The sequence below is a fragment of the Psychrobacter sp. CX14 genome, assembly GCF_057396205.2.
Window position 1 is genome coordinate 2,205,859 of the sequence record NZ_CM183187.1, and the last position, 15,004, is coordinate 2,220,862.

Genomic DNA, 15,004 nt, shown 5'->3' on the forward strand with positions numbered 1-15,004 from the left:
CATAGATGGCATAAAAAAAGAGCTCACATTGAGCTCTTTTTTGGGTCTAGTATTTTATACATTAAAACTTTTATTGAACCGGCACTTTAAGCATTTGACCACGTTGTAGCATGGTATCACTACTAATACCGTTTAACTCTGCAAATTGTGCTGGTGTCATACCGTACTTTCTAGCCAGACCAATTAGACTATCACCTGACTGAACACGATATGTCGTAGTGGTCGCAGGAATAGTAATCTTCTGACCAATCTGTAGCTGTGAGTTGCTGCTTAAGCCGTTAGCTTTGGCCAACTGACTAGCGCTTAGACCGTACTTGCTCGCCAAACGAATCAGCGAGTCACCTGATTTTACGGTGTAATTGCCTGATTCGCTTGAGGCAGTTGGCGCGCGACTGCTACTGCTGGGACTTTGTTGAGTCGTTGAGCTCGAGTTACTGCTTGGTACTTTTAGTGTTTGACCAATACGCAGACCAGCAGTGGTACTGATATTATTAGCAGAGGCTAAGTCAGCAACGGACACATCATATTCACGGGCAAGGCCAATTAGGCTGTCACCAGATTTTACTTTATAGGTGCTGTTATAAGACACATTTGAGCTTGCGCTTGAACGGCTGCTGCTGGTACTACGTGTGCTACCATTATCGTCTGGAATACTTAGTACCTGACCAATAAATAGATTAGAGTTGGTACTCAAGTTATTAGCAGCGGCTAAATCAGTAACGGATACCCCGAATTTACCTGCCAGCCCGATTAAAGAGTCACCAGAGGTTACTTTATAAGAGCTTGGACGTGATGCTGAGCTACTGCTGCTAGATGACGAGCGGCTATTAGATGCTATGTCACGGCTACTGCTACTACCATTAGCACTGGGAATAGTAATGGTCGACCCTCTTAATAATTGAGAGGTCGATGATAAGTTGTTCGCGGCCGCAAGGTCACTTAACGGCACGTTAAATTTATTAGATAGTCCAATTAACGAGTCACCTGACTGTACTTTGTATTTGATCGACTCGTTATTAATGCTTCTTGCAATTTGTTCTGCACTGGCAGGCAGCTTAATGGTTTGACCACGTTGCAAACGCGTATTGGCAGAGAAGCCATTAATCTGTGCGATTTGTGTGTGTGGTACGCCGAGCTTATTGGCTAGTGCAATCAAACTATCACCTGACTTCACGGTGTAGTTTGATGTCTCACCGCGATAGCTGCTTGAGCTACTGCCACTAGTAGTGCTAGAAGACGACGAGCTGTCTGCAGGTATCGTCAATCGCTGACCCACTAACAACTGCTCATTTGTACTCAAGTCGTTCATAGCCGCTAACGTGCCAAGTGGCACATTAAAACGTGACGCTAAACCAATCAGGCTCTCACCACGCTTAACTGTATAAGACTGCGTGTCCCCTTTATAGGCACTGCTTGAGCTACTGTTGCTGCTCGAACTATTGGCTACTTTACCGGGAATTAACCACAGTTTTTGACCGGTACGCAATTGCGCATTGGTTGATAAACCGTTGTAACTGGCTAAGCGAGATACACTCAGACCAACGCGGTTTGCTGTCCCGATTAAAGTATCACCAGGGCGTACAATATAAGTGTTTGGCTGTGAACTACTTTGGCTATTATCAACACCTGCTGCAGACGAGTTTAATGGTTTAATAGGCTTAGCACCATATAAATACAACTTAGTGCCGGCAAGTAGCGTTGAGTTCGGGTTCATCTGGTTCCAGTCAGCGATATCACGCCAGTTTAGGCCTGCTCTTGATGCGATATTTACTAAGGTATCACCACGTTGGACAGTATAAACGCTGCGCTGACCACTGGGTCTAGATGGTGTGTATTGAGAACTAGACTGAGGGCTACTGATTGATTGACTTGAGCTTGACTGTCTGCCATCAAAGCGTAACTTTTTCTCCTCACCTCTAGACTCTAGAATAGATTGCTGAGTCTGAATCGCATCTAGCTTAATATTACCGTCGACCGAGCTGACCACTTCTCCCACGTTAGGTGACTGCTGGCGAATTTGCTGCGCAATAAACTCTTTTTCTTCTGGTGATAAAGGCGGCTCTTGGATTACTGTATCGTTACGTGTCACTTGTGCAGAGGTGGTCGGTAGCGTATTTGAGATAGCAAATTCTGACTCAATACGTTTTTTCTCACTTTCACTAATTGGCGGCTCTTTAAAGGCAGAACCCGATGAGGACGCAGACGCTACTGGCGCAATATAGCCACTGTTTTGCTGCGGTGCACGTGCCTTACTCGCAAACTCTGCTAGACCCTCAGGAGACTTCGCCATGACTTCATATTGCGAGTCAGGAATAGTGTATGGGCTAACCGTACCACCACTCCCATTTAGTTCACTGATTTTTGCATCGACCAGCGTATTAACTTGATTGGGAATGATAATACGGTTCGGACCTGCGGTATCGACACGGCCACCAATTAACGAGGCGTTAAGCATTCTTAACTCATCATAACTGGTACCGGTCAGCTGTGACACTTCGTTTAAGCTCACACCATAGTTTGCAGGTACACTACGGAAATGCTGACGGTTCGCAATCGCAGGCAGATAAATACTATAACGATCTGTATCGGCTACAATTTGAGCAACGGCCATAAAGCGTGGCACATAGTTCATGGTTTCTTTTGGCAGGTTTAATGACCAGAAGTCTGTCGGTAAGCCACGTGCGCGGTTGGCATCAATTGCTCTTTGAATACGACCAGGACCAGCGTTATAAGCCGCTAATGCCAACTCCCAACTACCGAACTGATTATACAAAGAGGTTAAGAAGTCATAAGCGGCACGCGTTGATTCGATAACGTCACGACGACCATCATAAGTTGGCGTTTGAGTCAGACCATAGATACGGCCAGTACTTGGAATAAACTGCCATAGACCTGCTGCGGCAGCGTTACTGTTCGCTGTTGGATCGTACGAACTCTCAATAACAGGCAACAGTGCTAATTCTGTTGGGATGTTACGGCGCTCAGCTTCTCGTACTGTGTGGTATAAATAGCGACTGGCACGTGCGGTTAGACGGTTAATATAATCTTGACGGGTAATAAACCAGTTCTTCTGAGCTTCGATACGCTGATTGTAGCCATACTGGCCTTGATCCATCTTAAAGCCGGCGCGCATTCTATCCCATAAGTTACCGTACTGCTGAATAGCAAGCTTATCGTCTTCCACCATTTTCATATCGGTGGCTTCTAATAAATTAGCCAATTCATCTAAACTTTCATCATCTAATAGCGATGCACTCGCATCACCGCCAGTTGCCGGCACGTTAGATACCGCCTCATTTTGAGCTACTGGCACTCGGGTTGCAGGTGACGTATTTGCACCCCCTTGTAAAGGTGCCGTGTTATTACAGGCAGCCAAAATAACAGAGCTAATCGCAATAACCAAAGGTAGTTTACAAAATTGAAGAGACGTTTTTCTAAAGTTCATGACAATGTTAACCCAGTGTGATAAGTGAATAAAATGCTCAATAGGCGGTTATAAGCAGGGCTATAAATATTTCAATAATAAAAACCATGTAACTAATAAGGGTACGGTGCCCCGACCTAGCATAAGAGGGCACCTATCCTTATACGCCTAATCCTTTAAGCTGTGTCTTGATACCAGTTTCTAATACTGATTATCGTTTATACAATTCAAAAATAGATATTACTCGATGCTAACTTGAGCCACTGCTCTTAACAAAACAGCGTTATTCGCATCGGCTTTTAAGGTTGCACGCGATGAGGTGGTTAACTTGGTTTGTTTACCCTCTCTTACCCAAGTCTCAGTAGTGGTTACATCGGCTTTGGCTTGATCACCACTGGTCACCACATTGGTAATACGAATATCATATGCGTAATTGCTTGAGTCCGACCAACTGTCTTGTAATAGCTTTAAGTAGGCTTGTTTATCAAGGCTGGTGGTTCTACCTCTACGTGATAAAGAGATAAGCGCTTCATCTGCGACCAAGCTTGATACTTTACCAATATTTTGGCTATTGGCTGCTTGCTTCATGGCAGAGGCATAGTTTTGTACAGCTGCTTCTGTGATGGCTGCTTGTGCCGTCGATGCACCCACTGTTGCCACAACAGCAATCGCTGCTGGTGCTAATAGTGAGGCCAATGTTTTGTTAGAATTAAAAATACTCATTATAGTGTCGTATCCTGTCTTTATAGATTAATCTGGTCTAATGACGCCATGTGATGCCAGACACCATGTAAATTTATCGTTTATTTATAGTAGGGATGTTAAAAATCATCACATCAAAAATGCCAATTACTTGACACAACTATAAGATAACAATCCACTCCCTATACTACTATAATATAGTTAACCCCACCCTTGTTGAGTATTAAGAGCTTGTAATAATTAGTCACAGAATACTAAGCCGTTGTTAATTACTATATTAATTTATTCAGCACCTTAATCTGAATTGGTAGCGTCATCTTCGACTAACATACCCAAACGTGCAGAACGACGCTGCATCATTTGTCGTGCCAATACCTGCATATCCTCAACACGGTCTATCTCATCAACAATCTCAAGACCTAATAACGTCTCTAGCACATCCTCTAAGGTTACTAGGCCTTTAACTTCGCCATATTCACCAACTGTGACAGCAATATGAATGCGACTATTTAACATCAAGTCAAGCAAGTCAAACAGCTTCATTTTTGAGAAAACAAAGGTAATCTCACGCTTATAGCTCTCTAATGGCTTATCCATATGGTTATTGGCTTTAGCTAATAACACGTCGGACTTTAAAACAAAGCCAGTGACTTTATCCAAATCTTCATCATAGATAGGCAATCTTGAAAACATCAGTTTTGGACGATTTGCTAACAATTCAGCAACGGTAATCGATTGGTCAAAAGCATGCATAACCGAACGCGGCGTCATAATATCTTCAACCTTAATAGCACCAAAGGCCAACAGGTTTCTAATAATACGTGACTCTAAAGGGTCGATTTGACCTGACTGCTCACCCACACTGGCAAGCGCGGCAAATTCATTACGGCTAAAGGTGTGTGCTTGTTTACCACGGGTCAATAGCTTGGTCAGCTTCTCTGATACCCAGATGAGCGGATACAACAAGAAAATAATAGCTTTAACAAAATATGCTACAGGGCCTGATAGTTGACGCCAATAAATGGTACCCATGGTTTTTGGAATAATCTCTGAACCAATAAGGATAATGAGTGTCATGACTGCGGAGAATACCCCGAACCATTCACTACCAAAGACAATCGTTGCTTGCGCACCAGCACCTAGTGAACCCACAGTATGAGCCACCGTATTTAAGGTTAAGATAGCTGCAATAGATTGATCAATATTGTCGACTTTAACATCTTTTAAAATGGCCGACTTTTTAGCATCTTCTTCTGCAATAGAAGCCACGTAAGACGGTGTCATTGTTAATAAGGCTGCTTCAGACACCGAGCAAACGAAGGACACAAAGACAGAAAGAACCACGAAACCGATCAGCATGAACACGTGAGTACTATAAGAAGAGGTTTGTACCACTGTCGCTGTATCAACACCACCAGCGGCATAAGCCACTAATGGTACAGATAGCAATAGAGTTAAGAAGATAGTTATCTTACGAGTAGAAAATGGAGATGTTCTAAATCGAGCTTTCAAGTCAAACACCTAATGTAGTTAAACAGAAAATAAATAAGAATGACAGGATACCATTAAACCCTCAACTATTATATCCATTTATCATTAACGCCTTCGCGCAATGCTTTGCCTGGTTTAAAGTGAGGTATGGCCTTCGCAGGTACCAATACCGCCTCCCCTGTTTTTGGGTTACGGCCCTGTCTGGCTTCTCTATGATGTAGGCAAAACGTACCAAATCCACGCACTTCTATACGGCTATCATCCACAAGTTTTTCTGATAACAGCGATAATATTTCACGTACAGCTCCATCCACTTCTGAGTCCGCAATAAAATCGCAGCGTGCGGCAACATCTTGGATTAAATCTGATTTATTTATAACGTTTGTCATGTCCATCTGACCTTATTAAATAATTATATTGATTTGCCCGATACTAATAATCCTTTAGAAGAATCTAAGCAAAGGTTTTACTTAAAGAAATTCAATTACAAAAAGCAAACAAGCTGCATTATCGAGACTGCGACAACACAGTAATATTAGGGCGTTATTATTAGCATCCCTATTAAATCTTGACACTTTTCAAACTAAACTTACATCCTATTCTGTCAGTTTAATATGACAGCAATGATAAATGCTAGTATATTCATATCTTTAATGTAAATCGTATTAAATCATAAGTTACCACTGGTGTGAAATTAATATTACTTTTTTTTGATTATTAACTCACAAAAAAGGAGCAACCCATTGGTTGCTCCTTCTTTTAAGTGACCTATTATAAGCTCAATGCTAGATATTAGTTAAATAGGTTGCCCTACTTAATTAATATTAGTCTTGCATTTGCTCTTTGATTAAGTCACCAATAGTTTTTGGCTGTGCTTCAGGTGCTACTGTTTGAGTGCTACCAAGCTCTTTAATAGCTTGACGCTCTTCCGCTTCATCTTTTGCTTTGATTGATAAGCTGATACCACGTGATTTACGGTCAACGCTAATAATCTTAGCTTCAACAGTGTCGCCTACGTTTAAGTGCTTAGTAGCATCTTCAACTTTATCACGCTGGATTTCAGATGCGCGTAAGTAGCCTTCAACTTCGTCAGCTAAAGTGATAGTTGCGCCTTTAGCGTCAACATCTTTAACTGTACCGTTAACGATTGAACCACGGTCGTTAGTTACTAGGTACTCGTTGAATGGATCAGAGCTTAACTGCTTGATACCAAGGCTGATGCGGTTAGCTTCAGCATCAACTGATAGAACCATAGCTTCAACAGTGTCGCCTTTGTTGTAGTTACGGATAGCTTCTTCGCCAGCTTCATTCCAAGAGATATCAGATAGATGAACTAGACCATCGATACCACCGTCAAGACCGATAAAAATACCGAAGTCAGTGATTGACTTGATAGTACCCGTTAGCTTATCACCACGGTCATATTTCTTATCAAACTCTTCCCATGGGTTTGGTAGAGTTTGCTTGATACCTAGGCTGATACGACGACGTTCTTCGTCGATATCTAGAATCATAACGTCAACTTCGTCACCAATCTGAACAACTTTAGATGGGTGAATGTTTTTGTTGGTATGATCCATTTCTGATACGTGTACTAGACCTTCGATACCGTCAGAAATCTCAGCGAAGCAACCATAATCAGTTAGGTTAGTTACGCGAGCTTTAACGATGCTACCTACTGGGTAAGTACCGCCAACATTATCCCAAGGATCAGTACCTAACTGCTTAAGACCTAAGCTTACGCGGTTGCGCTCACGGTCAAATTTAAGTACTTTGACTTTAAGGTCTTGACCCACTTCAACAACTTCAGATGGGTGCTTAATACGGCGCCATGCCATATCAGTGATGTGTAGTAGACCATCGATACCACCTAAGTCTACGAATGCACCGTAGTCAGTTAGGTTTTTAACGATACCTTCAACTTCGATACCTTCTTCAAGCTTATTAAGTAGCTCTTCACGCTCAGCTGAGTTTTCAGCTTCCATAACCGCTTTACGGCTAACAACGACGTTGTTACGTTTTTGGTCTAGTTTAATAATTTTGAATTCTAGCTCTTTGCCTTCAAGGTGCGTTGTGTCACGGATAGGACGAACGTCAACCAATGAACCTGGTAAGAAAGCGCGTACTGAACCAATATCAACAGTAAAACCGCCCTTTACTTTGCTTGAGATGATACCTTTTACAATTTCATCGCCTTCAAATAGTTTCTCAAGCGCATTCCAAGTTTCAACACGTTTTGCTTTTTCACGTGACAGTAAGGTTTGACCCATACCGTTGTCAACAGCTTCAACAACAACATCAACGCTATCGCCCACTGCTACTTCAAGCTCGCCATTATCGTCTAAGAACTCTTCACGAGCAACAACACCCTCAGACTTTAAACCAGTGTCAACTGTAATCCAATCGCTATCGATTGCTACAACAGCACCGCTGATTACTGAGCCACGCTCAATATCAAGACCCTGCTCTTCTAGACTCGCTTCAAATAGTTCAGCAAATGATTCCATTATGATTACCTTAATATAGCCGTATCCTGTCCAGCACAGTACGGTTCAAGTTAATGAGAATAAAAGATTAACGCTGGTTTTGCTCTTTTGATTCTCATTTGATAAAAACGTTAAATTTGAGGATAACAGACTATTAACTTGTTCTGCTATCTAAGTTCGTACTACCTTATAACTAATGAATAGAGCTTAGCGGTTTATGCGCTAAAGCAAATACCCTTTTGTTGACAGAAATTTTTGATTTCTGTAAATACTGCCTCTGCGTCCATTGACGAGCTATCTAGTACCAAAGCATCCTCTGCAGGTTTCGATGGAGAGGCGCTTCTGCTCTCATCACGCTCATCTCTACCTTTGATGCTTTTTAATATCGCAGCATAATCCGCTTGCTCACCGGCTTCTTTTAATTGAGCCACTCGGCGATTAGCACGGGCTTCGGCACTAGCAGTCAAATAAACCTTGGCATCAGCATCTGGAAAAACAACTGTTCCCATATCACGACCATCGGCAATTAAGCCTGATTCATTGCTCATGTTTTTCTGCAATGAGAGTAACGCTGCACGTACTTTAGGCAATGCCGCAACTTTTGACGCATAACCACCAACCGTCTCATTTCTAATCTCGCCAGCCACATTATTGCCATCAACAACAATATCAACTTTACCAAAGCTTTTAGGAAGAAATTGAATATCTAGCGCTTCTATGAGCTGCGCGATATTCTCTTCATCATCCTCATTAAGCACTTGCTGAGTATCACCTGTGAGCAATCCTTTTTCAAATGCCTTAAGACCGACAATACGGTATAACGCACCTGAATCTAATAAACGATAACCTAACGCATTGGCAAGCTTTAAGCAGACTGTGCCTTTACCTGCACCGCTTGGGCCATCGATTGTAATGACAGGATAGCTCATCATTTAGTACCCGTTATATATGAGACGTTTGACTCGTTATTACTTGATGTTAGACTGATATATTCAGCCTAATTAAGTCAATAAACGCAAATAGGGCGGGATTATAACAAAAAACTAAGCCTATAACCACCTAATATTTACATAATAATAGCAAAATCGTCTTCAAATATTGTCTATCAATAATAACTCCTTAAACATCTCTGTTCACTTTGACTTAAGCTTTGTTTTCAGTCATGCGCTCTGCTTTTTTTCTCACGCCGCCTCTTAAAAAATGACCTAAGCATTTGCTGACTGTTTGGCTGTAGCAAACCAAAGTTTACTGAAATGCGATGATTATAGAAGTCCATTTCAGTGAGATTTAACTGACTACCGACCATTCCTGCTCTCGGTTCAGAAGTTGCAAACACTAGTCGTTCAAGACGGGCGTGGATTAATGCGCCAAGACACATAGTACAAGGCTCTAGCGTCACATAAAGCGTGGTATGGGGTGGCAGACGATAGTTCTGTATTGTCTGACAAGCACAGCGTAACGCCACTATCTCAGCATGTGCCGTTGGATCACTGCTAGTAATGGGCTTATTAAACCCTTCACCTATAACCTTACCCTCACACACTAAAACTGCACCGACCGGCACCTCTTGTTGCTGCGCTCCCTGCTGAGCTAAAACCAACGCCTGATGCATAAAAGTCACATCAGCTAGCGACCAATATTTCGCATCTAACATATGATCAGCACAAGCATCCTCTATTAACGAATAAGGGGCTAGACTGATATATTCTGTTTTAGGACGCGGCTGAATCATAAATCGATGGCTACTTAACAAGTATGTAAACGAGTATTTTATATTTGGGCCAATGTGAAATTACTGCGGCAATTGCCAATTAATAGGCGTTTTTCCATGTTGTTGCAAATAATCATTGGCTTTTGAGAAAGGTTTAGTACCAAAGAACCCTCCCCTATTTGCTGCCAAGGGAGACGGATGCACCGCAGACAATACCAAGTGCTTATCAGTATCTACAAACTTACCCTTAAGCTTCGCCTTACTGCCCCATAGGATAAATACCGTATGCTCGGTTTGCTTATTTACCACATCAATCACTGCATCAGTAAACTGCTCCCAACCCTTACCTTGGTGACTGCCTGCCATACCCTCTTCTACTGTCAAAGAGGCGTTTAACAACAAAACCCCTTGTTGTGCCCAATGCGTCAAATCGCCATGTCTTGGTGGCAAGGTTCCAATATCAGAAGCCATCTCTTTTAGGATATTATTCAATGACGGCGGCTTAGGAATGGCTTTGGGCACAGAGAACGACAGCCCCATTGCTTGACCTGGGCCATGATAAGGATCTTGACCTAAAATAACCACCTTTACGTTAGAGAGTGGCGTCAAATTAAAGGCGTTAAACATCTGACTGGCTTTGGGATAAATGCTCTTACCTGCGCCATATTCTTGCTTTAAAAACTCACGCAAATTATCCATATTCTGTGAGGTCAATTCATCGGCTAATGCTTGCTTCCAGTCTTCTGGCATCTGCACGCGAGCTAAGATAGCTTGCTTTTCTTCAGCTGTTTTTTGAGTTTTTAGATTTTTTTCAAATAAGTCCATATGTGCTTACCTTGTATCGTTTTATGCACGTCTAAAAAATATAATCAGTTACTAAATACACCCCACTATTAATTCTTTGATTGAAAAATAAAGGCTTAGAAAATTTTGATTCTACAAGCTAAATCTCAAGCCTTCTGAAACCAATGGATTGGGACATATAGTTGAGATTCGGATTAAATATATCAGCGACTGTATAAACATATGTAGTTACTTTTCTAACAACATTAGCAACATTAACAATATTACTAGGGCGTGTCCCTAATATAAGCAGTATTACACTGAGATAATTGATACTACTTAACCATTTCGCTATACTTTTCTTATTAAGCAAGACGGCAACAAATAAGGCAGTAACAAACATGAAGAGTATTAATAATAGATTCTTCAGATTAGGTGATTGAATGCAAAACAAAAATACAGTACCAAAATGGCTACTAGTAGTAATTATTGCTGCAGTCGTCTCCCATGGCCTATTACTATTGAGCAGTTATCATAGTAAAAAACAGCTACAAAATCAGCAGGAATTTTATCAATTAGCAAGTGAGATGAAGGAAGAACTGAATCTTGATATCGACATTCCTGAAGTAGAAAAATAAAACCTTCAACAACCATACTTTCACTCAGTTGCCTTACACTTCAATTTATCACCCCGACTATAACAAATAAAGCCAGCAATAATGCTAGCTTTATTTACTGCTTAACTCACTGCAAACTTAGCCGTCGTTAGCCTGTTAGCCTTCTTCAGTATCGGCATATTCCACACCACGCTGACCATGCTTTTCAACAACCGTCAGTAGAATGCGACTACCTTCTGCAGCGGCCTTGCCGCCATCATCTAATGGCGCTTCAAAAGCCTCTTCATTTAAGGTCACATGCACGGCACCGCCATCAACTAAATCACCAAATAAAACCATGTTCGCCAGTGGCTTCTTGATTTCATTTTGGATGAGACGCTGCATTGGGCGTGCACCCATTAAACGATCATATCCTTTTTCTGCTAAATACTCGCGTACCGCATCATCAATCTCTAAAACCACTTGCTTGTCATCAAGCTGTGCTTGTAGTTCAACTAAGAACTTATCAACCACAGAGACCACAATCGATGGGTCTAATGGATTGAAGTGGATAATCGCATCTAAACGGTTACGGAACTCAGGTGTGAACACGCGGTTCATCGCTTCTGTATTATCTCGGCTATGGTCTTGCTTAGTAAAGCCCATTGACGCACGGCTAATATTCTCCGCACCCACGTTAGTAGTCATAATCAAGATAACTTGCTTAAAGCTTGCCACACGGCCATTATTGTCAGTCAACGTACCATGATCCATGACTTGCAATAACAAGTTAAAGACATCAGGATGCGCTTTTTCAATCTCATCCAATAACAACACACAATGTGGATACTGATTAATCTTCTCAGTTAACAAACCACCTTGATCAAAGCCTACATAACCTGGAGGCGCACCAATTAAACGAGATGCAGTATGCGCCTCCATGTACTCTGACATATCAAAGCGAACCAACTCAATGCCCATCAAATTAGCCAACTGCTTAGATACTTCTGTTTTACCAACACCAGTAGGGCCAGCGAACATAAATGAACCAATTGGCTTATCAGCAGATTTAAGACCTGCACGTGATAATTTAATCGCATCAGATAAGGTTTTAATCGCTTCATCTTGACCAAATACCAAACGATTTAAATCACGATCTAAGTGCTCAAGCAATGACTTGTCATCATTCGAAACAGATTTAGGTGGAATTCGAGCCAATTTAGAGATAATGGCTTCGATATCCTCAACGTCAATAACAGTCGGTTCAGGGCGCTCTTCTGCCGCTTCCTCTTCGCTATTGTCAGTCTCTGCCTCTACGTCAGTGGCATCAAATTCCGCTTCCGTATCAGCCTCTTCTTCTAGGCCAGTCTCATCAGCATCAATTTGAGCATCATAATCTGTCGGCTCTTTACTATTTAGCTCATTAATCAACTGATCTTCATCATCGACTTGATCAGCATCTGGAGTAATACCTAGACGCTTATAGGCACCCGCTTCATCAATCACATCAATGGCTTTGTCTGGCAAAAAGCGCTCATGAATATGCTTAGCTGATAACTGTACCGCACTGATTAATGCTGCATCGGTATATTCAACATTATGAAACTCTTCATAACGTGATTTTAGACCACGTAAAATCTCAATACTGTCATCAATGCTTGGCTCATTCACATCAATCTTTTGGAATCGACGAGATAAAGCATGATCTTTTTCAAACACTTGACGGTATTCTGTAAAGGTCGTTGAACCGATACATCTTAACTCGCCGTTAGCCAGTGCTGGCTTAATCAAGTTTGACACATCCATATTACTACTCATTGAGGAACCTGCCCCAATAATCATATGAATCTCATCAATAAATAAGATCGCATTTGGCTTTTTCTTCAACTCATCAAGCAGCGCTTTCATGCGCTTTTCAAAGTCGCCGCGATACTTAGTACCTGCGATGAGCGAACCAATATCTAGGCTATAAATAACACAGCCTTGTAATGGTTTTGGCGCTTTGTTATTAATGATAAGCCACGCTAGACCTTCAGCAATCGAGGTTTTACCCACGCCTGGATCACCCACTAATAATGGGTTGTTCTTACGGCGGCGGCACAACACCTGAGCAGTACGCTCAATCTCGCTAGAGCGGCCGATCAAAGGATCTGTTTTGCCTTCAGCAGCACGCTTGTTCAAGTTCTGAGCGAACTCAGTTAATGGGTCTTTTTGTGCTTTACCCGCTTTGCTATCACTGCCTTCTACTTCTGTCTGGCCATCACGTGTCTCGTCTCCATCAGCACCATGTGATAAGTACTGAGTTAACTCAAGACGGCTAACACCTTGTTTTTTAAGGAGATATACAGCATAGGTATCATGCTCTGAGAACATAGATACCAAGATATCTGAACCTTGTACCAATCGACCTGAGCCGATAGATTGCACGTGGAAGATAGCACGCTGCAAAATACGGTCAAAACTCTGCGTTGCTTGTGGCGTTTGCTCCAGATCTGCATCTAGGGTTGGCGTGTGTTTTTCTATGTACGCTTCTAAGTCTGAGCGCAGGCTACCAATGTCTGCACCGCATGACTTAAGTGTGGTCGCTGCATTGTTATTCTCAAGTAGTGCCAATAGTAGATGTTCTACTGTTAAATATTCATGCGACTTTTGTCTTGCCAACGTCATGGCTAACCGCAATGAAACTTCTAGATGACGACTTAGCATATATGTGTCCTGATAATATTGTTATTTTTGATCGTAAGATTATTGTAGATATAAGATGAACGGTCTGTTAACTATAGCAATTAAAATCCCGATTGGGTTATTTAATCGCATTCATGCAGATAACTATCTCAATAAAAACAATAATCTTTTATGACTTAATTAGTAGGTAAGGTTACTAGCACTAAAAATCAAGGTTACTAATTAAACTGTTTGAGTGAATGCTGCCATTTTCACACATTATTTCAGAGGTTTAGCATAAGGGTAATGGCAGTAAGAATGGTGCAATGAGGGTTGTTTTGAGTGTTAATTAAGTTATAAGATAAAGATAGGATAAGACTATTGACAGCTTAATTTCTAACAAAGTAGAAAAATAAGCTCAGACTCATCAAAGCTTATTACTATAATGGTGTCTGGTTAAGAAGATTTAAAGAGGGCCGAGTTAATTAGTCGTATCTAACGGATTACAGAGCTTAAACGCCAAATTTCTTGGCTAATCAACATTATAAGGTAAAGACTGAACTTAAAGTCGGCCTACAATATAGAAAATATAGACAGATATAGCTTTAACCTTGATGTGGCTCAATTTGAGTTAATAAAGGGTAGCCCTCTTTACGCGCTGATTGATTGGCTTTTTTTGCTTTTGTCTCAGCAATATCTTTAGGGTAAATACCGGCAATACCCCGTCCCTGATGGTGAATATTCAGCATAATTTCAACCGCTTTTTCCGTATTATGACGAAACTCTGATTGTAATATATAGACCACAAACTCCATTGGAGTGTAGTCATCATTATACATAACTACGGCGTACATAGGCGGCTCAGCCAACTCTGGGTCAGCAACCATGACCTCAACTTCACCTTCCTCTTCAGACTCATCGTCTATCAGTTTAGACGGTGAGACTTTGGAGGGATGCGCAATTGGCAGCGTGGCAGGATGATGCCAATCTGCAGATATCAGATGACTCGATGTGCGCTCAGTTGTCACAGTATCAAGCAAGGTCTTTTCTATCATCATAGACATAGATTTTGTTATTTCACCGCTTAAATTAAAGAAAGTATGTAAGTTATAGATTATGAGGGCTAATGACTGAATTTCAATTATCA

The 15,004-nt window shown here is 41.5% G+C and carries 11 protein-coding genes; 1 reads left to right on the forward strand and 10 read right to left on the reverse strand.

Annotated elements, in window-relative coordinates; all coding sequences use genetic code 11:
• Nucleotides 1-70: 70 nt before the first annotated feature.
• From AC2SLO_RS08660 to AC2SLO_RS08695, 8 genes are all read right to left on the reverse strand, one after another.
• Nucleotides 71-3,445 (reverse strand): LysM peptidoglycan-binding domain-containing protein, encoded by a 3,375-nt coding sequence (locus AC2SLO_RS08660; protein WP_486540342.1) that lies wholly within the window; start codon nt 3,443-3,445, stop codon nt 71-73.
• Between the two features lie 219 nt (nt 3,446-3,664).
• Entirely contained in the window at nt 3,665-4,147 is a 483-nt protein-coding gene (locus AC2SLO_RS08665) for a hypothetical protein (protein WP_486540344.1), read from the reverse strand.
• A gap of 273 nt (nt 4,148-4,420) precedes the next feature.
• Nucleotides 4,421-5,638, reverse strand: coding sequence for a CNNM domain-containing protein (locus AC2SLO_RS08670; protein ID WP_486540346.1), 1,218 nt, complete (start codon nt 5,636-5,638; stop codon nt 4,421-4,423).
• A gap of 68 nt (nt 5,639-5,706) precedes the next feature.
• Nucleotides 5,707-6,006, reverse strand: coding sequence for an HU family DNA-binding protein (locus tag AC2SLO_RS08675; RefSeq protein WP_486540348.1), 300 nt, complete (start codon nt 6,004-6,006; stop codon nt 5,707-5,709).
• Between the two features lie 435 nt (nt 6,007-6,441).
• A complete protein-coding gene (gene rpsA / locus AC2SLO_RS08680) occupies nt 6,442-8,124 on the reverse strand; it encodes a 30S ribosomal protein S1 (protein WP_486540350.1) in 1,683 nt (560 codons plus the stop codon).
• Nucleotides 8,125-8,318: 194 nt separating this feature from the next.
• Nucleotides 8,319-9,032 carry a (d)CMP kinase gene (cmk, locus tag AC2SLO_RS08685; protein ID WP_486540628.1) on the reverse strand — a complete coding sequence of 238 codons (714 nt, stop codon included), beginning with the start codon at nt 9,030-9,032 and terminating at the stop codon, nt 8,319-8,321.
• Nucleotides 9,033-9,259: 227 nt separating this feature from the next.
• Entirely contained in the window at nt 9,260-9,757 is a 498-nt protein-coding gene (gene tadA, locus AC2SLO_RS08690) for a tRNA adenosine(34) deaminase TadA (protein ID WP_486540630.1), read from the reverse strand.
• Between the two features lie 138 nt (nt 9,758-9,895).
• Nucleotides 9,896-10,639: a uracil-DNA glycosylase gene (locus AC2SLO_RS08695; RefSeq protein WP_486540352.1), complete on the reverse strand. Its 744-nt coding sequence runs from the start codon at nt 10,637-10,639 to the stop codon at nt 9,896-9,898.
• A gap of 401 nt (nt 10,640-11,040) precedes the next feature.
• Here AC2SLO_RS08695 and AC2SLO_RS08700 point away from each other — a divergent pair, with 401 nt between their 5' ends.
• Nucleotides 11,041-11,235 carry a hypothetical protein gene (locus tag AC2SLO_RS08700; RefSeq protein WP_486540354.1) on the forward strand — a complete coding sequence of 65 codons (195 nt, stop codon included), beginning with the start codon at nt 11,041-11,043 and terminating at the stop codon, nt 11,233-11,235.
• Between the two features lie 135 nt (nt 11,236-11,370).
• Here the strand turns inward: AC2SLO_RS08700 and clpA are convergent, their stop codons facing one another.
• Together clpA and clpS are read right to left on the reverse strand one after the other, a co-directional pair.
• Entirely contained in the window at nt 11,371-13,899 is a 2,529-nt protein-coding gene (clpA, locus tag AC2SLO_RS08705; protein WP_486540356.1) for an ATP-dependent Clp protease ATP-binding subunit ClpA, read from the reverse strand.
• A gap of 563 nt (nt 13,900-14,462) precedes the next feature.
• Nucleotides 14,463-14,912 carry an ATP-dependent Clp protease adapter ClpS gene (clpS, locus tag AC2SLO_RS08710; protein WP_486540632.1) on the reverse strand — a complete coding sequence of 150 codons (450 nt, stop codon included), beginning with the start codon at nt 14,910-14,912 and terminating at the stop codon, nt 14,463-14,465.
• Nucleotides 14,913-15,004: the final 92 nt, after the last annotated feature.